General features: G+C 62.1%; 18 protein-coding genes. 9 read left to right on the top strand and 9 right to left on the bottom strand.

Annotated features, from left to right (window positions below; genetic code table 11):
• Position 1: 1 nt before the first annotated feature.
• Positions 2–1,234 carry a serine hydrolase domain-containing protein gene (locus ACIPL0_RS08290; RefSeq protein WP_400595213.1) on the top strand — a complete coding sequence of 411 codons (1,233 nt, stop codon included), beginning with the start codon at positions 2–4 and terminating at the stop codon, positions 1,232–1,234.
• A gap of 43 nt (positions 1,235–1,277) precedes the next feature.
• On the opposite strand, the gene gloA is transcribed toward ACIPL0_RS08290, so the two are convergent.
• Positions 1,278–1,805 carry a lactoylglutathione lyase gene (gene gloA, locus ACIPL0_RS08285; protein WP_400595215.1) on the bottom strand — a complete coding sequence of 176 codons (528 nt, stop codon included), beginning with the start codon at positions 1,803–1,805 and terminating at the stop codon, positions 1,278–1,280.
• A gap of 123 nt (positions 1,806–1,928) precedes the next feature.
• On the opposite strand from gloA, the gene ACIPL0_RS08280 reads away from it, so the two are divergent.
• The 3 genes from ACIPL0_RS08280 to ACIPL0_RS08270 all read left to right on the top strand — a co-directional run bounded on the left by ACIPL0_RS08280 (position 1,929) and on the right by ACIPL0_RS08270 (position 4,585).
• Positions 1,929–2,150: a hypothetical protein gene (locus tag ACIPL0_RS08280; protein WP_400595218.1), complete on the top strand. Its 222-nt coding sequence runs from the start codon at positions 1,929–1,931 to the stop codon at positions 2,148–2,150.
• Between the two features lie 294 nt (positions 2,151–2,444).
• On the top strand, positions 2,445–3,005 hold the full coding sequence (locus tag ACIPL0_RS08275) for a tat (twin-arginine translocation) pathway signal sequence (RefSeq protein ID WP_400595220.1): 561 nt from the start codon (positions 2,445–2,447) through the stop codon (positions 3,003–3,005).
• Positions 3,006–3,016: 11 nt separating this feature from the next.
• Positions 3,017–4,585, top strand: coding sequence for a GMC family oxidoreductase (locus tag ACIPL0_RS08270; protein WP_400595222.1), 1,569 nt, complete (start codon positions 3,017–3,019; stop codon positions 4,583–4,585).
• A 289-nt stretch (positions 4,586–4,874) separates the two neighbouring features.
• Here ACIPL0_RS08270 and ACIPL0_RS08265 read toward each other — a convergent pair whose 3' ends face one another.
• The 5 genes from ACIPL0_RS08265 to ACIPL0_RS08245 all read right to left on the bottom strand — a co-directional run bounded on the left by ACIPL0_RS08265 (position 4,875) and on the right by ACIPL0_RS08245 (position 8,344).
• Positions 4,875–5,348 (bottom strand): DoxX family protein, encoded by a 474-nt coding sequence (locus ACIPL0_RS08265; protein ID WP_400595224.1) that lies wholly within the window; start codon positions 5,346–5,348, stop codon positions 4,875–4,877.
• A 16-nt stretch (positions 5,349–5,364) separates the two neighbouring features.
• Positions 5,365–6,123 (bottom strand): putative DNA-binding domain-containing protein, encoded by a 759-nt coding sequence (locus ACIPL0_RS08260; protein ID WP_400595226.1) that lies wholly within the window; start codon positions 6,121–6,123, stop codon positions 5,365–5,367.
• Positions 6,120–6,950 carry a DUF692 domain-containing protein gene (locus tag ACIPL0_RS08255; RefSeq protein ID WP_400595228.1) on the bottom strand — a complete coding sequence of 277 codons (831 nt, stop codon included), beginning with the start codon at positions 6,948–6,950 and terminating at the stop codon, positions 6,120–6,122. Before ACIPL0_RS08255 ends, ACIPL0_RS08260 begins: the two co-directional genes overlap by 4 nt.
• A gap of 56 nt (positions 6,951–7,006) precedes the next feature.
• Positions 7,007–7,276: a DUF2282 domain-containing protein gene (locus tag ACIPL0_RS08250; RefSeq protein WP_400595230.1), complete on the bottom strand. Its 270-nt coding sequence runs from the start codon at positions 7,274–7,276 to the stop codon at positions 7,007–7,009.
• Between the two features lie 162 nt (positions 7,277–7,438).
• Complete coding sequence (locus tag ACIPL0_RS08245; protein WP_400595232.1) at positions 7,439–8,344, bottom strand: LysR substrate-binding domain-containing protein; 906 nt, start codon at positions 8,342–8,344, stop codon at positions 7,439–7,441.
• A 124-nt stretch (positions 8,345–8,468) separates the two neighbouring features.
• Here ACIPL0_RS08245 and ACIPL0_RS08240 point away from each other — a divergent pair, with 124 nt between their 5' ends.
• Entirely contained in the window at positions 8,469–9,227 is a 759-nt protein-coding gene (locus tag ACIPL0_RS08240) for an SDR family NAD(P)-dependent oxidoreductase (RefSeq protein WP_400595234.1), read from the top strand.
• A 107-nt stretch (positions 9,228–9,334) separates the two neighbouring features.
• Here the strand turns inward: ACIPL0_RS08240 and ACIPL0_RS08235 are convergent, their stop codons facing one another.
• Positions 9,335–10,264 carry an AEC family transporter gene (locus ACIPL0_RS08235; protein ID WP_400595236.1) on the bottom strand — a complete coding sequence of 310 codons (930 nt, stop codon included), beginning with the start codon at positions 10,262–10,264 and terminating at the stop codon, positions 9,335–9,337.
• 288 nt (positions 10,265–10,552) lie between these two features.
• On the bottom strand, positions 10,553–11,410 hold the full coding sequence (locus ACIPL0_RS08230) for an SDR family oxidoreductase (RefSeq protein ID WP_400595238.1): 858 nt from the start codon (positions 11,408–11,410) through the stop codon (positions 10,553–10,555).
• An 84-nt stretch (positions 11,411–11,494) separates the two neighbouring features.
• Between ACIPL0_RS08230 and ACIPL0_RS08225 the strand changes: the two genes are divergently transcribed.
• From ACIPL0_RS08225 to pgm, 3 genes are all read left to right on the top strand, one after another.
• Positions 11,495–11,908, top strand: a complete 414-nt coding sequence (locus ACIPL0_RS08225) for a winged helix-turn-helix transcriptional regulator (RefSeq protein WP_400595240.1) — start codon at positions 11,495–11,497, stop codon at positions 11,906–11,908.
• 269 nt (positions 11,909–12,177) lie between these two features.
• Positions 12,178–14,475 (top strand): ATP-dependent DNA helicase, encoded by a 2,298-nt coding sequence (locus tag ACIPL0_RS08220; RefSeq protein WP_400596016.1) that lies wholly within the window; start codon positions 12,178–12,180, stop codon positions 14,473–14,475.
• A gap of 132 nt (positions 14,476–14,607) precedes the next feature.
• Positions 14,608–16,254, top strand: coding sequence for a phosphoglucomutase (alpha-D-glucose-1,6-bisphosphate-dependent) (pgm, locus tag ACIPL0_RS08215; RefSeq protein ID WP_400595242.1), 1,647 nt, complete (start codon positions 14,608–14,610; stop codon positions 16,252–16,254).
• A 241-nt stretch (positions 16,255–16,495) separates the two neighbouring features.
• Here pgm and ACIPL0_RS08210 read toward each other — a convergent pair whose 3' ends face one another.
• Positions 16,496–17,191, bottom strand: a complete 696-nt coding sequence (locus ACIPL0_RS08210) for a pirin family protein (RefSeq protein ID WP_400595244.1) — start codon at positions 17,189–17,191, stop codon at positions 16,496–16,498.
• Positions 17,192–17,581: 390 nt separating this feature from the next.
• On the opposite strand from ACIPL0_RS08210, the gene ACIPL0_RS08205 reads away from it, so the two are divergent.
• Positions 17,582–20,005 (top strand): UvrD-helicase domain-containing protein, encoded by a 2,424-nt coding sequence (locus ACIPL0_RS08205; RefSeq protein WP_400596018.1) that lies wholly within the window; start codon positions 17,582–17,584, stop codon positions 20,003–20,005.
• Positions 20,006–20,057 lie beyond the last annotated feature (52 nt).

Genomic DNA, 20,057 nt, shown 5'->3' with positions numbered 1-20,057 from the left:
TATGTTCGTACCCGCCATTCCCCGTCCCCTGAGCCTGTCGTTCGGCTGGCTGGCGATGATCGCCAGCTGCGGCGCCTGGGCTGCGTCCAGCGACTATCCCCACGCCCACGAGCCGATCGGCACGGTGGAGCAGATCTACGACGGCGCCATGTTGCCGGACCTCGCGGTCAGCACTTATCGCAATATCGACCGCCTGTTTCCCACCCACACCATCAAGGCCGGGGAGCACCCGTACGCGCTGCCCAAATCCGACAAACCGCTGGGCAACGTGCACTTCACCTACGAAGGCAAGAAATACGACCTTTACGACTACGTGGCGCTGGACAGTGTGACGGCGATGCTGGTGATCAAGGACGGCAAGATCGTCTATGAGACTTACCAGCGCGGCAATACGGAAAAGACCCGCTGGATGTCGATGTCGGTGGCCAAGTCCATCACCTCGACCCTGACCGCCGCAGCCATCCATGACGGGCTGATCAAGGGCCTCGACTCGCAGGTGGTCGATTACGTGCCGGAGCTCAAGGGCAGTGCCTACGACGGCGTGACCGTGCGCGACGTGTTGATGATGTCGTCCGGGGTCAAATGGAACGAAACCTACACCGATCCGGCATCTGATCGCCGGGCCTTGCTCAGGGCACAGATTTCCCAGCAGCCGCGCGCGGCGGTGCAACTGATGGCGAAGCTGCCCAAGGCGGCGGAGCCGGGCACGGTGAACAACTACAGCACCGGCGAAACCCAGATTCTCGGCGAGATTGTCCGTGGCGCAGTGAAGATGCCGCTGGCCGACTACCTGTCGAAGAAAATCTGGCAGCCGTTCGGCATGGAAAGTGACGCCAAATGGTGGCTCGATTCACCCGATGGCGTGGAAATCGGCGGCAGCGGTATCAGTGCCACCTTGCGCGATTACGGGCGTTTCGGTCTGTTCTTCATGGATGACGGCAAGATCGACGGCAAATCGATCCTGCCCGCAGGCTGGGTCAAGGAGGCGACCCACCCGACCACCCTCAAGGGCGGCAAGAAGCTGGACTATGGCTACATGTGGTGGACGGCCTGGACCGAGCCGTCGATCAAGGATGGCGCCTTTGCGGCTGTCGGCATTCAGGGCCAGAACATCTACGTCAACCCGGCGAACAAGGTAGTGATCGTCACCTTCGGTGCCCAACCCAAGCCGGTGGACAAAGAACCGATCGACCCGATGACCTTCTTCGATGCCGTGGTTGCTGCATTGAAGTGATTGCTGTCACGGCCGCCCTGCAGCAGAGCGGCCGTTCTTCTGATCATTGTCCCAGATTGCCCAGCAGATCGGCCTGGACGATTTCCACCCAGTACTCGTCCGGATCGCTGATGAACGCCACGTGCTTCATGCCTTTGTCCAGGCGTTTGACGAAGGGCACGCCAAGGGCCTCGAAACGTGCGCAGGCTGCTTCGATGTCTGGCACCGAGAAGCAGATGTGACCAAAGCCGCGCGGGTCCTTGTTGCCGTTGTGGTACTGCGAGTCGTCGCTTTCGCTGCCCCAGTTGTGGGTCAGTTCCAGTACCGATTCGCGGCTGAAGGTGTGGCTCATGCGCGCCGACGCGTCTTCGGGCACGCTGTCGCCCTTGGTCATCGCCAGAAACAGCAGCGAGAATTTCGCCTCTGGAAAGTCCACCTTGCGCAGCAGGCGCATGCCCAGCACACGGGTATAGAAGTCCAGCGAGCGCTCGGGGTCCTTCACCCGCAGCATGGTGTGGTTGAACACGTAATCCTGGGTGACGGCATCGGGCGTCAGGCAGACACCGGGCTGAGTTTCGCTGACGAAGGACATGGCAGGCTGCTCGTGATGAGTGAGTGCGCCAGTGTAGGAAACCGCGTCCGGGGGCAGGTAATAGCGAGCTACTACCAAGACCTGATTGGTGATCTACGCTCAACCCAGCACAGGAGGTGAACCATGAACGCAGGAAGGGAAGTTGCGCTGGAGATCGCTTTGCGGTCTGTGTTGAGCATGGTCAAGGCCAAGGGAATCAACCTGGACGAGATGTGCGAAGAAGCCGCCAGCGAGATGATCGGCAACCCGATGTACAACGTGCTGGCGATACCGGATGCGATCAACGAGATCGAGATGGCGGTGGATGCACTGCCGGTAGAGTCGCCAGTGGAGCCACCGGCGTAGCCACATTCCCTTTCAGGGCGGACCCGAAAGACGAGGGAAGCGCGACTTTTCTGCGGCGCTTGCAGTTGCCGCGTGGGTGCCGTTTTATCTCCTTGAGCCGGTTTTCGTGATGCCGTTTCCCTGGCCGCCGAGCGCGCGTTAGGGCATTCCTCACGCCTGTCCAAAACGACCTGATTGATAACGGGAATATGCATATTCCCGTGTAGTAGTGCGCTATTACCTGCCCGATATCAGCACTACTACTATCAAAACAGCTTGATTGCACTGACAACAAAAATAACAAGGACAAAAGCCATGACAGACCTGATGCTCGATCGTCGCCGCTTTCTGCAGGGAAGTGGCGGGTTGTTGCTGGGAACCCTGTTGTTCGGTTCCGGCCCCATTGCACTGCTCGCTCCAAGCCGGACCTGGGCGCTGGAGATGAACACCCTCGACAGCGCCACCGGCAGCAAGCTGTTGCTGGTCATCCGACGGATTTTCCCCCACGACACCATGGAAGACGCGGTCTATGCGTTTTCCGTCAAAGCCCTCGACGAAAAAGCCTCTCAGGATCCGGGCATCGCCGACACCCTGAAAAAAGGTCTGGCCGACCTCGACCAGCGCGGCGGTGGCGACTGGAGCAAGCTGGCCGAAGACAAGCAACTGGCGATCCTCAAGGACATCCAGAACCAACCGTTCTTCGCGCTGGTGCGCAGTACCTCGGTCGGCAGCCTGTACAGCAACGAACTGGCCTACAAGCACTTCGGCTACGAAGGCGCGTCGTTCCCCAAAGGCGGTTACATCCATCGCGGTTTCAACGACCTGAAATGGCTGCCCAATCCACCTGCCGACGCCAGTCCGGCCGTGCCTGTGTGAGGAGCGCGAACATGACGACCTACAATCTCGATGACGATTCGGTGGTGGTGATCATCGGCTCCGGAGCCGGTGGCGGCACGCTGGCCAACGAGCTGTGCCAGAAAGGCGTTGCGGTGGTGCTGCTCGAAGCCGGTGCGCGCCAGTCGCCGGGGACCTTCATCAACGACGAATGGCCTTCCTTCGCTCAATTGTCCTGGGGCGATACCCGCACCACCTCCGGGTCATGGCGGGTGGCGAAAGACTTTCCCAATCTGCCGGCGTGGATCTGCAAGACCGTGGGCGGCACCACCACGCACTGGGCCGGGGCCAGCCTGCGTTTTCAGGAGCATGAATTCCGCGCGCTGGACACTTACGGCCCGGTGAAGGGCGCCGATCTGCTGGACTGGCCGCTGACCCTGGCCGAGCTTGAGCCGTACTACGCCCGCGCCGAAGACAAGATGGGCGTGACTCGCACCAACGACATTTCCGGTCTGCCGGGCAACAACAACTTCAAGGTGATGTACAACGGCGCGCAGAAGATGGGCTACAAGGAGTGTTCCACCGGGCACATGGCGATCAATAGCCAGCCACGCAAGGACCGCCCCGGATGCCAGCAACTGGGTTTCTGTTTCCAGGGCTGCAAGATGGGCGCGAAGTGGTCGACGCTGTACACCGAAATCCCCGCCGCGGAGGCCACCGGCAAGCTGGAACTGCGCGCCGAATGCCATGTGGCGAAGATCGAACACGACGCCAAGGGCCGGGTCAATGCCGTGGTGTATTTCGATGCCCAGGGCAAACAGCAACGGCAGAAAGCCAGGGTGGTGGCGGTCGCGGGCAATTCCATCGAAACGCCGCGCCTGCTGCTCAATTCTTCCAGCAGCATGTTCCCCCATGGCCTGGGTAACGGTGCGGGAATGGTCGGCAAGTACTACATGCGCCACACCACCGGCAGCGTGTATGCCGCGTTCAAGGAGGACGTGCATTTCTATCGTGGCACGATCATGGCCGGGTTGATCGGCGATGAGATCCACCACAAGCCCGAGCGCGGATTCGTTGGCGGTTACGAGATGGAGACGTTGTCCCTGGGGCCGTCATTCCTTGCCGCGTTTTTCAATCCGGGTTCATGGGGCCGGGAATTCACCGACGTGATGGAGCAGTACAGCAAGCTCGCCGGCATGTGGATCGTCGGTGAAGACATGCCCCAGGCCACTAACCGCATCACCCTGAACGACAGCGTTAAGGACCGGTTCGGCCTGGCGGTGGCCAACGTGCATTACGACGATCACCCCAACGACGTGGCGATGCGCGAACATGCCTTCAAGCAGGGCGAGGCGCTGTACAAATCGGTGGGGGCGGTGAACACCTATCGCGTGCCGCCATACCCGTCGACCCACAACCTGGGCAGTTGTCGCATGAGCGCCAAGGCCCAGGACGGGGTGTGCAACCGGTATGGGCAGAGCCACGAGATTCCCAACCTGTTCATTTCCGATGGCAGCCAGTTCACCACCAGTGCCGGTGAAAACCCGACCCTGACCATCGTTACTTTGGCGATCCGACAGGCCGAATTCATCGCCAATGCGTTGAGTACGCGGGCAGTGTAAGCCGCAAATACCGGAAGCTGTAGGAGTCGGCATTGCTGACGAATGCGTTGGGTCAGCCAGACAGGAGCTTTTGTGGGAGGGAGCCCTGCTCGCGAAAGCGGTGGATCAGCCGCTACGGCATTGGCTGACCTGACGCTTTCGCGAGCAGGGCTCCCTCCCACGGCCTTCGGCCAGAATCAAAATTTACCGCCAGGTACATAACACCTGTAGGAACGGGTGGATGTCCCGTAGCAGTCCGGCTTGCCGGCGGTAGCGGCCTTGCAGGCGCTATCGCTGGCAAGCCAGGCGCCTACCGGCGGTTTTTCAGCAGATGGTCCAGCGAAATCACTCCGGGGCCCTTGGCGATGATGATCAGCAACAATCCCGCCCAGGTCAGGTGCGTGGCCCAGGCGTCGGGGTAGACGAATACCTCGATCACCGTGGTCATGCCTAACAAAGCCAGGGCCGACAGTCGGGAAAACAGGCCGAGGATCAGTAACGTCGGAAACAGATGCTCGGCGTAGGCCGCCAGGTGCGCGGCGATTTCCGGCGGGATCAGCGGCAGTTTGTACTCGCTGCGAAACAGCTCGTAGGTGCTGTCGGTGATGGTCAGAAAACCCTCGACCTTGGTCCGCCCGGACATCAGAAACACCCCGGCGATGGCGAAGCGGGCGATCAGCGCCAACAACGAGTCGTTGATCAGCGTGTGCAGACAGTCGGTCAGGCGCTCCCAGCGTTGACGCAGAGATCTGTGTGGCGCCAGTCGGGTGTGCAAAGTGTCCATGGTGGTCTCCCGTGAGTCAGTGGGCGGAGTCGGTCAGGGCGAATACGTCGGCACTGACCAGCCGTGTCAGCAGTTCAAGGATGTCCAGCCCCGGCTGACGGTCTTCAGCGTGTTGTGCCGCCAGGGCCAGCGGATGCCCGGCGGCGCAGGCATCGAGAAAGGCGCAGCCACCCATGTCCAGTGGCTGCCAGCCGACTACACCGTGGCTGCGCACCAGCAACGCGCCCTCGCCATGCCAGTCCAGCGGGTCGGGCAGGTCAGTGTGTTCGCGATTGTGGCGCCAGAGGGTGAATGCCGGCTGGTCGTCGAACCAGGCCCAGCGTGCAGATGCCCGGGGCGTCAGGCGCAATGCGGTGAGTTGCTCCGCATTCAGGCTGGCGATGTAGGCAAGGTCGATGCCGGGTTGATCGACAGCGCTGTGGCTGGCGATCCACAGCCGGTCGAGACGCGCGACATTGCCCAGATAAGGCAGCTCGCGGGCATGCTCGAAGTGATCGAGAAAGTCGGCGAAGTCTGCACCGTGATGAATCAACCTGGCATCGACTGGCGGCGACTGATGGGCATACACAGATGCCGCCGCCACGAACCAGTCCCGCCCCACCAACCGTTCCACGGTGGGGAAGTTGGCGAGCAATGCATCCACCGCACCTTTGAGCACGGTGTTGCGGTACACGCTGAAACCGGCCTGCGCCGTCAGCTCCGGCAGGCTGTGCTTGTCGGCGTCATACAAGGCAGTGATGAAGGCGTCCTGAAAGGCACTCAACAAGCGGGTCATGACAAGGCCTCCAGCAGCGCCTGCGCACGGTCGCGCTCCAGCAGCAATTCGTTGAACGGCGGCAACTGGTCGTCGCGCTCGATCAGGGTCGGGCGCGGGCCGACGCGCTGGATCAGCCGCTGGTACAGCGACCACACCGGCTCAGCCACCGGCGCGTCGTGGGAATCGATCAACAGCGGCGCGCCACCAGGGTCGGCACTGTGTCCGGCGAGGTGGATTTCCATGATCGCCGCCGCGGGAAAGGCATCTACGTAAGCATTGGCGTCGTAGCCCATGTTGTGGGCGCTGAGAAACACGTTGTTGATGTCCAGCAGCAGGCCACAGCCGGTACGTGAACTCAGCTCGGCAAGAAAGTCGATTTCACCGAATTCATGGCCGTCCAGGTGCAAGTAGTGGCTGGGGTTCTCGATGGCAATCCGCCGATGCAGTGCGTCCTGAGTGCGTTGGATGTTGTCGGCGATCCGTTGCAGCGCCTCGTGGGTACGCGGAAACGGCAGCAGATCGGGGTGGTACTGACCCCGCCAGGTGGACCAGGCGAGGTGTTCGGAAACGAGGGCCGGCTGGACCCGGTCGGCGAGGGCCTTGAGCCGCTGCAAATGGTCGCTGTCGGGGGCGCAATCCGCCGCCAGTGACAACGCCACACCGTGCAGCGACAGCGGATGGCGGCTGCCGATGGTTTCCAGCCATGCCAGGCGCGGACCGCCGTCGATCATGTAGTTTTCCGGATGCACTTCGAACCAGATCCCGTTGGCGGCGCAGTCATGCGCCGCTTCGTAGTGATCGGCCTTCAGGCCCAGTCCGGCGCCCAGTGTGCGGGGTGTGTTCATGATCGACGTCTGTCCGTGCAAGGATGTTTACGTTTGCGTGTCGGTGCAGCGGCGACTTACATCGAGGTCAGCGAGCCGGTGCCGTGCGGGGTCTTGATCGAAGTGCAGGTGCCGGCTGGCACGTTTTTCCACGCATTGGTCTGGTAGTCGGTCTTGGCGGTGCCTGCGCAAGTGGTGCCGGCGCCAGCCTTGCAGTCGTTCTTGCCGGCCATGGCCACGCCGAAGCATTTTTCCATTGCCGGAGCGGCGGTTTTCTCGGCGGCCATGGCACCGGAAGCCATGGAAGCGAAAGCCAGAGCGACAGCAGCGATTTTGAGGTTGTTCATGTTGTTTCTCCGATGACCTTGATTGAGGGTGGTGGCCGCGCCGCGTTTCAATAACGCTGTGCATCCGATCCGAAAGGTAGTTCGCCGTGACGAAGCAAACGGTTACAACCGGACAAAAATATTTTTAAAAAAATCGCGTAACGGTTTTTCAGCACCGCAGGCTCACTGCTCCACGCCGTAGTCGAACAGCAATTGCGTCAGCCAGTCCATGAACACCCGGCAGCGCTCCGGCAGGTGGCGGCGATGGGCGTAGAGCAGCGACACGGGCATGGGCGAAGGCCGGAAGTCGGGAAGGATTTCGATCAGTTCGCCACGGTTCAGATGATGCTGCCTGGCCAGGCGCGGCACCTGGATAATGCCCAGCCCGCCCAGGCAACTGGCTTCGTAGGCTTCGATGTTGTTGACCGTCACGCTGCACGGCATCGCCAGACGATGGTCCTTGCCGTCGCGGTGGTATTCGAACAGCGCGGGGCTGGCACCGAACGCCGGTACGTAGTTGATCAGCCGGTGCTGCTGCAGGTCGTCCAGGCTCTGCGGCACGCCGAAACGCTGCGCGTAACCGGCGCTGACGCAATTGATCATGTTGAAGTGGCCGACGGGACGCGCCACCAGCGTGGTGTCGGACAGCTCGCCGACGCGCATCACGCAATCGAAGCCTTCGCGGACCAGATCGACGCGGCGGTCGGTGCTGCTGATTTCCAGGTCGATCTGCGGGTGGCGGGCCATGAACTCGCCCAGACGCGGCATCACCAACCGACGCGCCACGGCGGTGGGCATGTCCACCCGCAGACGCCCGCTGAGCGCGGCGTTGTCCTGGCGGAACAGGCTTTCCAACTCGTCCATCTGCGCCAGCAAGTCCTTGCTGCGTTCATACAGCACCTGACCGTCCGGCGTGGTTTGCACCTTGCGCGTGGTGCGCAGTAGAAGCCGGGTGTCGAGCAACGCTTCCAGTGTACGGATCTGCTCGGACACGCTGGAGCGCGGCAGGCCCAGGGCATCGCTGGCCTGGGTAAAACTCGACAGCTCCGCCACGCGGACGAAGGTCTTCAGCAGCTCCATTTTGTTCATGGGAGGTGATCTCTATTGTTCGTAATGGCCGACCAGTCATGTCGATTGGTGCGTGTTTATCGAAACTTCATCGAACAATACGCTGTTACTCACTGACCGCCTACTCACCATCGAGGTAACCGACATGGGCAACAAAATCGCAATCATCACTGGCGCTAGCCGTGGACTGGGCCGCAACACTGCGCTGCATCTGGTGCGGCAGGGCGTGGACATCATCGGCACTTACCGCAGCCGAGAGGACGAAGCGCATTCGCTGGTGGCGGAAATCGAAGCACTGGGCGGCAAGGCCAAGATGCTGCAACTGGATGTCGGTGACAGCAGCCGCTTCGACACCTTCGCCAGCCAGGTGTCGGCGCTGCTCAGCGCCTACTTCAAGGCCGAGCGTTTTGACTTTCTGGTGAACAACGCCGGGATCGGCGTGCACGCCAGTTGCGCGGAAACCACCGAACAGCAGTTTGACGAATTGATGCGCGTGCATTTCAAGGGGCCGTTTTTCCTGACCCAGAAGTTGCTGCCGCTGATCGCCGACGGCGGGCGTATCGTCAACCTGTCATCCGGGCTGGCGCGGTTTTCGCCGGTGGGTTACGCGGCGTATGCGTCGATGAAGGGCGCTATTGAGGTGTGGACCCGTTATCTGGCCCGCGAACTGGGGCCTCGCGGCATCACCGTGAATGCACTGGCACCTGGCGCTATCGAAACCGACTTCAGTGGCGGCACAGTGCGCGACAACGGCGAGGTCAACGCTTGGGTTGCGGCGAACACCGCCATGGGCCGAGCCGGTTTGCCAGACGATATCGGCGCGGCAATTGCGATGCTGCTGGGTGATGGTGGGCGCTGGATCACCGCGCAGCGCATCGAGGCATCGGGCGGGATGTTTGTCTGATAAGCCAGGCTGTTACAGGGTGTGCTGCGTTTTTGTGTGGGAGGGCTCCCTCCCACGGCCTCCGGCCAGAAGCAAAGGCGGCTCGGGGACCGCGTTCGCCCGAACCATCAGCCGTTGATGTAATAGATGCACAATGACAACGTCACCAGCGACCCCAGTGTGGAAATCAGGATGGTGCTGGAGACCACCGATGCCTCACGCTTGTAGTACTCGGCCAGCATGAATGGGCCGGTGCCGGTGGGCAGGGCGCTGAGCAGCAGTGCCGAGTTGGCCCACAGCGGTGGCAGGTGGAACACCCGAAAGGCCAGAAACCAGGTCAGCAGCGGGTGGGCGATCAGCTTGATCAACACCAGAAGGCTCGTGCCATGGCGCGGGCCTTGTTGTTTGTGGGCGAGAAACAGGCCCAGCGAAATCAGCGCGCAGGGTGTGGTCGCCGCACCCAGCAGGCCGAGAAATTTTGCCAGCGCACCGGGCAGCGCCACGCCGCTCGCCGCCCAGCAGGCGCCGAGTACCGGCGACACCACCAACGGGTTTTTCGCCAGCGCCACCAGCACCTTGATCACGATGCGGTGTACATACGCCTCGCTTTGCAGGCCGACTTCTATACACACCAAGGCGATGCCGAACAGCACGCAAACCACGATCAACGAGGCGATCAGCGCCGGCTCCAGACCGTTCTGGCCGAGCACCATCACGCACAGCGGAATGCCGATATAGCCGGTGTTGGCGTAGGAGGCGCTGAGCGCGTCGATGCTGGCGTCAGCGAAATGCCCGGCCTTCTTGCGCCGGATCAGCAGGGTGACGACAAACATGATCATCGTCGACAGGGTGAACACCAAGACGAATCCGGGGTGCCAGATCTGCTCCCAGGTTGCCGTCGCGGTGGCGTTGAACAGCAGCGCCGGCAGGCATAGCCAGACCACCATGCGGTTGATTTCCGAGGCGGCGGTGGGGCCAAGACGGTTGGTACGGCGGCACAGGTAGCCGACCAGAATCAGGGCGAAGATCGGCAACAGTACATTGAAAACGGAAGACATCGGACCCGGCCCCTGGCACAGCGAAACAAGCCGGCAAGATTACGGGCGAAAATCGTTAGCTTGCAACCTTTCCTGGCCGCTGACAGCAGATTTCATGGACCGGCAGGCCTTGAGCCAGAGCGGTTGGGAGGGTTCGACAGAGCATTGGCATTGTGTCGGTTGCACCCCGCGTCGCCTGTGGGAGGGAGCTCTGCTCGCGATGGCGTCATTGCCGACAGTATTGTGCTGACTGATCCACCGCTATCGCGAGCAGAGCTCCCTCCCACAGGGCTAACCGTCTGATGTGGCCTATCGAGCCAACGCGGCCGCCACACTCACCGCCAGCGGTGTGGTCGGCCGACCGATCAGGCGGCTTAACTGGCGACCTTCATCGAACAGAGCACCTTTGGCTGCGGCGGCATCGGAGTTGGCCAGCAATTCAGCGACGAACTCCGGCAGGCCGGCTTGCAGTAAAGCGGCCTTGTATTCGGCTTCGGCCAGGTTGGTATAGGCCACCGTTTGACCGGACTGCCGCGAAACCTCGGCGGCGAACTCGGTCAGGGTGTAGGCCGCGTCGCCCGCCAGTTCGTACACCTTGCCAGCCTGGCTTTCGCTGGCGGTCAACACGGCCACGGCCGCCGCTGCGTAATCGGCACGGGCTGCCGAGCTGATGCGGCCTTCGCCCGCGCAACCGAAATGCGCGCCGTGGGCCAGGTCCCCGGCAATCCCGGCGGTGTAGTTTTCGTTGTACCAGCCATTGCGCAGCACCACCGCCGGCAGGCCGGATTCGCTCAGGGCCACTTCAGTCTGCCGATGCTCCTCGGCCAGCCCCAGCAGGGAGGTGGCGGCATGCAGCACGCTGGTGTAGGCCAGCAACTTGACCCCGGTGCGTTGGGCGGCGGCAATCACTGCCTTGTGCTGGCCGACGCGCTGGCCGACTTCGCTGGAGGAAATCAACAGGATCTTTTCCGCGCCGTCGAAGGCACTGTCCAGCGTCTGCGGCTGCGCGTAATCAGCCTTGCGCACCTGTACACCAAGGGCGGAGAGATCGGCGGCTTTTTCCGGGCTGCGCACGGCGGCAACGATTTGCCCGGCGGGCACTGTTTTCAGCAACTGATCGATAACCAGACGGCCAAGCTGACCCGATGCACCGGTGATCACAAACATGATGAAGTCCTGCGGCTGATGAATGTGCGATCAGCATAGACATCATGCTAACCTTTGGTAAGTACGTACAAAAAGGTAAGTGGCATGAACGATTTGTCTGAACCGCTGCAGGACGGTGTCTCGCTGCTGGAACGCATCCGCTCGGGTGAGGTGCTGGCCCGAGACTGTCCGTCGCGGGAAATTCTCAACCATGTCTGCAGCCGCTGGGGCGTGCTGGTGCTGGTGGTGTTGCTCGACGGTATGCACCGTTTCAGCGAGCTGCGGCGCAAGATCGGCGGGGTCAGCGAAAAGATGCTGTCGCAGACTTTGCAGAGCCTGGAACAGGACGGTTTCGTCGACCGCAAGGCGTTGCCGGTGGTGCCACCCCATGTCGAATACAGCCTGACGCCGCTGGGCCGGGAAGTGGCCGTACAGGTCGACGGCCTGACGTCATGGATCGAACAGAACCTGCCGCGGATCATGGCGGCGCGGGAGGCGAGGGCGGAAGCTGACGCGTAGCAGCCCGGCTTGCTGGCGAATGCTGTGAATCTCCGCAAACCTGTGGGAGGGATCGGAGGTTACGACGGTCGCGAATGCGGTCTGCCAGTTGACGTAGCAGCACCTGACCCACCGCTTTCGCGAGCAGGGCTCCCTCCCACGGGACTGTGAATGGCGTATCTGTCGGCCAGCCCGTCGATCCATTTCCGTTTGCCAGATGTGCCCTGCAACTGTTATCTGTACGTCCGTCCAGTATTCGTGCCTTCAGACCGACTCGCCCAGTGACCGCCATTCCCCAGCCCCATCCTGATTCCGACCTGCTGGTCGATGCGCCGCCGGGTTATACCGTTGCGGTGCGGGCGCTGTGTGAATTCACCGCCAAGGCTGGCGATCTGGATTTGCGTTTCACCCCGTCACCCACGGCTCAGGAAGGCATCGCCGGGCATCGCACGGTGGCCTCGCGGCGAGGTGAGGGTTATCAGTCGGAAGTCGCGCTGTCCGGCAGTTTTCATGAACTGACCGTGCGCGGTCGTACCGACGGCTATGACCCGGCGCTCAATCAGTTGGAAGAGGTGAAAACCTACCGCGGCGAACTCGATGCCATGCCGGCCAATCACCGGCAATTGCATTGGGCACAGGCCAGGGTCTATGGCTGGCTGATCTGTCAGCAACTGAACCTGACCGAAGTGAACATCGCGCTGGTGTATTTCAACATCGTCAGCGAACGGGAAACCCTGATCCGCGAGCGTTTCAGCGTCGACCAGCTCAAAGCGTTCTTCGATCAGCAGTGCACGATTTTTCTGGCCTGGGCTCGGCAGGAAATGGCTCACGCCGAAGCGCGCAACCATGCCCTGCGCGAGCTGGCATTTCCCCACGGCGAATTTCGCAGCGGCCAGCGGGTATTGGCCGAATCGGTCTATAAAGCCGTCAGCACCGGCCGCTGCCTGATGGCCCAGGCGCCGACCGGCATCGGCAAGACCATCGGCACGGTGTTCCCGATGCTCAAGGCCATGCCGACGCAGAAGCTGGAGAAGGTGTTCTTCCTCACGGCCAAGACCCCGGGACGCAAACTGGCCCTCGACGCCTTGAGTGTGGTCCGCCGCAGCGCGCCGCAATTGACCGTGCGCGTGCTGGAACTGGTAGCACGGGACAAGGCGTGCGAATACCCGGACAAAGCCTGCAACGGTGACGCCTGCCCGCTGGCGAAAGGTTTTTACGACCGTCTGCCGGCAGCCCGCAGCGAGGCACTGGTCGCGCCGTGGCTGGATCAGGCCGGGCTGCGCGACGTCGCCCTGCGCCATCAGGTGTGTCCGTATTACCTGAGTCAGGAGCTGGCGCGCTGGTCGGACGTGGTGATCGCCGATTACAACTATTACTTCGACCTCAGCGCCTTGCTGTTCGGCCTCTGCCAGCTCAACCAGTGGCGGGTGGCGGTGCTGGTGGACGAGGCGCACAACCTGGTCGACCGCGCCCGGCAGATGTACAGCGCCGGGCTGGACCAGCAGGGCGTCAACCAGTTGCGCAAGACCGCACCGGAACCGTTGAAGAAAGCCTTGCAGCGGCTCAATCGCGAATGGAATGCCCTGCACAAGGAGCAGACGGCGGCGTATCAGGCCTATCCCGACACCCCGGCGAAGTTTCTCGGCAGCCTGGGGCAGTGCGTCAGCGCCTTCGGCGATTACTTCAACGACCATCCGCACGCGGCCAATGGCGAACTGCAAAGCTTCTACTTCGAGGCCATCCAGTTCGGCCGCGTGGCCGAACTGTTCGACGAGCACTTTCTCTTCGACATTCACAAGCGCGACACCCACGGCAATCGCGCGTTGTCGCGGCTGACCCTGCGCAACGTGGTGCCGGCTGCTTTCATCAAGCCACGCCTGACGGCGGCGCGCAGCACCGTGCTGTTTTCCGCAACACTCAACCCTCGGCACTATTACCGCGATGTGCTGGGGCTGCCGGAAACCACCGTGTGGGTGGATGTCGAGTCGCCGTTTCAGCGGGCGCAACTGGACGTGCAGATCGTCAGCCGCATTTCCACGCGCTATCAGCACCGCCAGGCGTCGCTGGCGCCGATTGTCGAGTTGATGGCGCAACAGTTCCAGGCGTGGCCCGGCAACTACCTGGCGTTTTTCAGCAGCTTCGATTATCTGCAACAGGTGGCCGAGCTGTTCTCCGCGACCTACTCGCAGATTCCCCTGTGGCAGCAGTCGCGGGGCATGGCCGAAGGCGAGCGGCAGGCGTTCATCGATCGTTTTACCCCGGACAGCCAGGGCATTGGTTTTGCCGTGCTGGGCGGGGCCTTCGGCGAGGGCATCGATCTGCCGGGGGCGCGCCTGATTGGCGCCTTTGTCGCGACACTGGGGCTGGCGCAGATCAACCCGGTCAACGAGCAGATGAAACTGCGCATGGGTCAATTGTTCGGCGCGGGCTACGACTACACCTATCTTTACCCCGGCTTGCAGAAAGTGGTGCAGGCGGCGGGCAGGGTGATTCGCGGACAGGAGGATCGCGGGGTGGTGATGCTGATCGACGATCGTTTTGCCGAGCGGCGGATTCAGCAGTTGCTGCCGGCTTGGTGGCAGCTATAAATGCTTGTCGGCAATCGCCTCAAATCGTTACGGATCAATACCCGAGCAGAGCGGTCCAAGTGCCAGTAAACTGCCGCGGCGTAGGATTTTTCCTTTCTCGCAGCTTCATTTTTCCATCCACGGAGGTTTCGCATGAGTATCAGTCCATTCGCAGGCAAACTGGCGCCTGCAGAATTGCTGGTCGATCTTCCCCGCCTGGTGACCGCCTACTACACCGGTCAGCCTGACGCGTCCGTCGCGACCCAGCGGGTTTCCTTTGGTACCTCCGGCCACCGTGGCAGCTCTTTCGACCTGAGCTTCAACGAGTGGCATGTACTGGCCATCAGCCAAGCCATCTGCCTGTACCGTCAGGCCAACGGCATCGACGGTCCACTGTTCCTGGGCGCCGACACCCACGCGCTGTCCACCCCGGCTGCTGCCTCGGCGCTGGAAGTGCTGGCGGCCAACGGCGTCAACGTGATGATTTCCGAAGGTGACGAATACACGCCGACGCCGGCGGTGTCCCACGCCATCATCTGCTACAACAAGGGCCGCAGCACCGGCCTTGCTGACGGCATCGTCATCACGCCGTCGCACAACCCGCCGGAAAGTGGCGGCTTCAAGTACAACCCGCCCAATGGCGGCCCGGCCGATTCGCACATCACCAAGTGGATCGAGGCCAAGGCCAACGAACTGCTGGCTGAAAAGCTTGCCGGCGTCATCCGCATCAGCCATGAAAAGGCCCTGCGTGCCGACACCACCCATCGCCACGACTACCTCAACACCTACGTCGCCGACCTGAAAAACGTCATCGACCTGGACGCCATCCGTGGCGCCGGTCTGCGTCTGGGCGTCGATCCGCTGGGTGGCGCGGGCGTGCGTTACTGGTCGGCGATTGCCGAGCACTACGGCCTGAATCTGGAAGTGGTGAACAAGTACGTCGATCCGACCTTCCGTTTCATGAGCGTGGACTGGGACGGCAAGCTGCGCATGGACCCGTCGTCCAACTTCGCCATGCAGGGGCTGATCGGCCTCAAGGACCGCTTCCAGGTGGCCTTCGCCTGCGACCCGGACCACGACCGCCACGGCATCGTCACCCCAACCGGTGGCCTGCTGGCGCCGAACAACTACCTGGCGGTGTCCATCGACTACCTGTTCCAGAACCGTCCTGACTGGCGTGCTGATGCCGCCGTCGGCAAGACCGTTGTCAGCAGCGGTATGATCGACCGCGTGACCGCGCGTCTGGGCCGTCGCCTGTACGAAGTGCCGGTGGGCTTCAAGTTCTTTGCCGAAGGGCTGTTCGAAGGCACGCTGGGCTTTGGTGGCGAGGAGAGCGCCGGTGCGTCGTTCCTGCGCCGTGACGGCACGGTCTGGACCACCGACAAGGACGGCCTGATTCCGTCGTTGCTGGCGGCCGAAATCCGTGCACGCAAAGACCGTGATCCGAGCGAGATGTACAAGGCGCTGACCGATGAACTGGGCGAGCCGGTGTCCACCCGTGTCGAGGCCAAGGCCAACTTCGAGCAAAAGGCGCTGCTCGGCAAGCTGTCGCCGGAGCAAGTGACCTCCACGGAACTGGCCGGCGAGAAGATCGAGCAGATCCTCAGCAAGGCGCCGGGCAACGATCAGGCGATCGGCGGGTTGAAAGTCATGACCGCCAACGGCTGGTTCGCCGCGCGTCCGTCGGGCACCGAAGACATCTACAAGATCTACGCGGAAAGCTTCAAGGGCGAGGAGCACCTCAAACGCCTGGTGGCCGAAGCGCAATTGCTGGTGGATGCGGCGATCGCGCCGAAGTGATCCAGTATGGCTTGCTGGCGGTGGCGTCTGTTGATTCGCCACCGCCGGCAAGCCGTCAGAAACAGCTGTGGGAGCGGATGTCGTTTGCGGCATCCCTGAACTGGCGGTAGATATCAAACCCGTAGGAGCCGGCTTGCTGGCGAACGCAGTGGGTCAGTCAACGTTGTCGTTTCTGACCCGACGCGTTCGCCAGCAAGCCGGCTCCTACAGGGTATGTGATGAGTAAAACCGCATTACCCCATCAAGCCACGTCGACCAGCACGATTTCGCTGTCTTCGACGGCGGTCACCCGCAACACACGCTCATCTTCCACTGCCACGCCATCCCGAGCCGCGGCGCGCAGGCCGTTGACTTCGATCAGGCCGGTGGCCGGCACCAGATAGGCGCGGCGGCCTTCGTCCAGCGTGTACTCGGCGGTTTCACCGGCTTTCAGGTTGGCCGCCACCAAGCGGGCGTTGGCCCGAATGCGCAGTTCGATGTCGTCATCCGCCTTGCCGCTGGCCAGGGTCACGAAACCCTCGCGGTTGGCTTTCGGGAACGGCTTGGCACCCCAGGAAGGCGGCGCGCCGACTTCGTCCGGCATGATCCAGATCTGGAAGATCTTGGTGTCTTTCGACTCCAGGTTGTACTCGCTGTGAGCGATGCCGGTACCGGCACTCATCACCTGTACGTCACCGGCTTCGGTGCGGCCCTTGTTGCCCATGCTGTCTTCGTGGGTGATCGCACCTTCACGAACGTAGGTGATAATTTCCATGTCGCGGTGCGGGTGGCGCGGAAAACCGGTGCCGGCCTGAATCACGTCATCGTTCCACACCCGCAGTTGGCCCCAGTTCATGCGGCTCGGGTCGTAGTAGTTGGCGAACGAGAAGTGGTGATGCGCGTTCAGCCAGCCATGGTTGGCACCGCCGAGGGATTTGAAAGGTCGCAGTTGCAGCATGATCAGTTCCTCCGTAGCGGGGCTGGAGCTCGTGTCACGGCGCCGCTGGTTAGTCGATGGAGTGATGATCCGGTAATCCAATATCGAAAAAAAGCGTAAGTTTTGCGTTGATATGATCGAATTATCAGATTGGTTTGGCGTTGTGATGCTGCACCTTTACCTGCACTTGATCGGCTAACTCCATGAGCGCAAAGCATTTCGCTGGAGCTTGGCGGCGAATGGCGCGACCATAGGCGCCTTTGTCGTTTCAAGCTGATATCCGGAGCCCGCGTGCCGCACGATTTTTCTGCCGAGCCAGCCCACAAACAACCCGCCGATGCCTTTCATCAGCTGCCGCCTGACCTGAGCGTCCCTGAGCGCCTGCCGCTGTTCAAGCGTTTGCTGGCGCGCATGACCGGTCGCCTGCTGAACCGCCTGCAGGCACAGCATGTGCCGTCGTGGCAGCAGGGCCACGCCGACGGTTTCCTCAACGGCCACCTTGAGGGCATGGACGAAGGCTATGCCGAAGGGCGTCTGGACGGTATCGAAGAAGGCCGCCGCGTGCTGGTGATTCGCGACACCCGTCCGCAGAATCATCGCGGGCCGAAGGTCGACGAGCATCTGTTCGATGACTGGCGTCTGCCGCTGAACAACGAGCTGAAAAAGCGCATCAAGGCCGATGTGGCAGACAAACTGCCGGCCCATGCCCAGCCGACCACCGCGCAGTGGAAGATGATTTTCAGCGACACGCCGTCGACGTACGTGATTGCCGGCGCGGGTGCCGGCAAATCGACCTCGCTGGTGCTGCGCGTATTGCTGCTGCATCACTACCTGGGTTTCGAACTGGACGCCATGACCGTGGTGACCTTCACCCGTGAGTCGCGCCAGGACTTCATCAACAAGCTGATCGAGATCATGGCCCTGTGGGGGCTCGATCTCTCGCTGCGTCAGGCCCGCGAGGTGGTGCGTACCTTCCACTCGCGGATCTTGCCGCTGGTGCGCAGCCTGCCGGGTTTCGAGCAGCTGCAGGCGTTCGAGAACCTCAGCAGCCAGAGCGGCAGCCTGTTCGATGACCCGGCCGAGAGCAACCCGTTCGACCTGCGCATCAACGACGCTCAGCGTCAGCAGATGAACCTCTGCTATCGCGACTTGTATGCGGCCAACCCGCGTTTTCGCGAGGTCATCGCGCCGCTGTACCGTCACTCGCTGCAACTCAAGGAACTGGACCGCGATCACCCCGACGTACAGAAACGCATCACCGTGATGGGCCTGTCGTCCAAGCGCGATGAAGAACTGTGCGACGTCATCGAAGACCTGTGGATTCGCGCCGGCGCCTGGCCGATCCAGGGCGTTGAACCGATGCGCCAGACCGTCGAAGTCAGCGGCCTGACCTTTCATGTCCACGGTTACGCCGCCGAACTGGACGCATGGATCGTGCTCGGCTTCGACCCTAGCGAAGACCAGCACCTGCGCCGCCCCGACGCCAAGCTGCCGGTGTGGGCCGAGTGGGTGATCAAGCGCACGCTGTTCCAGGCGTTCTGCCGCAAGCCGGTGATCTGGCTGGAAAACTACGAAGCCTCGCGCGGCATGATGCAATCGCTGTCCGGCGCGGCGGTGGCGGGGCCGGGCTTCGATTACAAGGTCAAGGGCGAACTGACGGCGGCGCCGCTGCTGGACTGTTTCGTTGCCGCCGCCGGTTTTATCGAGAACCTGGGCCTGGACGTGCCGGCCGCCGTGGCGCAGATGAGCTTTTCCGATCAGGACCCGGACCGCTTCTTCTTCGAAGCCCTGAGTCTGTTCTGGAAAGCCTTTGAAGACCATCTGCTGGCGCAGACCCCGCCGGTAATGACCTACAACCGCATGTTCGCGCTGTTCGGCGAGAATTCGCCGGAAAACCTCAAGCTGGTCAGCGATGCAGGCTTGCGACCGTTGTCGCACCTGATGATCGACGAATTTCAGGACGTCTCGCCGCAGATCGTCTCCTGGTTGCGGGCGAGCCTGCGGGAAATCCGCAGCCGTGGTTCGTCATTGCACACGGGGCGCGGTGCGCAGCGTTCGTCGTTGCTGTGCGTGGGCGACGACTGGCAATCGATCTATGGCTGGCGTGGCAGCTCGCCGAAATTCTTCATGGAATTCGCCAAGGAATTTTCCTCGCCGGCCACCACCAAGGTCATGCTCAGCGACAACTTCCGCAGCCACCAGCACATCATCGACGCGGCCGAGCACATCGTCCGCGCCGCCCCGGCGATCAGCGGCAAAAAGGCCAAAGCCAGCGGGCCGGTGCAGGAACTGCTGCCGGTGACGGTGCTGGATCGCAACGACGAGCACCTGTTGGCCAGTGTGGTCGAGCATTACAACGCTGGCGATTCGGTGCTGCTGCTGTACCGCAAGGGCAGTGAGCGACACAAACTGCCCGAGGCGCTACAGGCCCTGTCCGACGCCGACTTCGCATTGCCGCCGCAGTCGCGCCGCTTCAAGCAACTGACCTACCACAGCTCCAAGGGCCTGCAGGCCGATGCCGTGTTTTTGCTCGGCGACTGCCAGCACCTGACCCAATCGCCGTACAAGAACCAGGTCTATCAACTGGCCGGCCTGGGCAAGGAGGGCGACCTGGAAGCGTTCGACAACGCGCAAAAGGACGAGGTGCTGCGCCTGGCCTACGTCGCCATCACCCGCGCCGTACGTCACTGCTACTGGTTTATCGACGCGGCTGGCAACGACGAAACCGCAGCGCCCAGGGCTTCAGCGCGGATTGCCGGGGACAAGGCATTTTTCGAGGATCGGCGCGGGACAAGCCCGGCGGCGGCAGGGGATATGCCGCCGTCTGTTTCGTAGCGGACCGGCTGTGGGCAGTGGTGGTTTTGAGCACGACAGGACGGTCGCGAAA

Source organism: Pseudomonas sp. NPDC090208 (assembly GCF_044746785.1).
Taxonomy (GTDB): domain Bacteria; phylum Pseudomonadota; class Gammaproteobacteria; order Pseudomonadales; family Pseudomonadaceae; genus Aquipseudomonas.
This window is presented reverse-complemented; position numbering and strand designations above follow the sequence as displayed.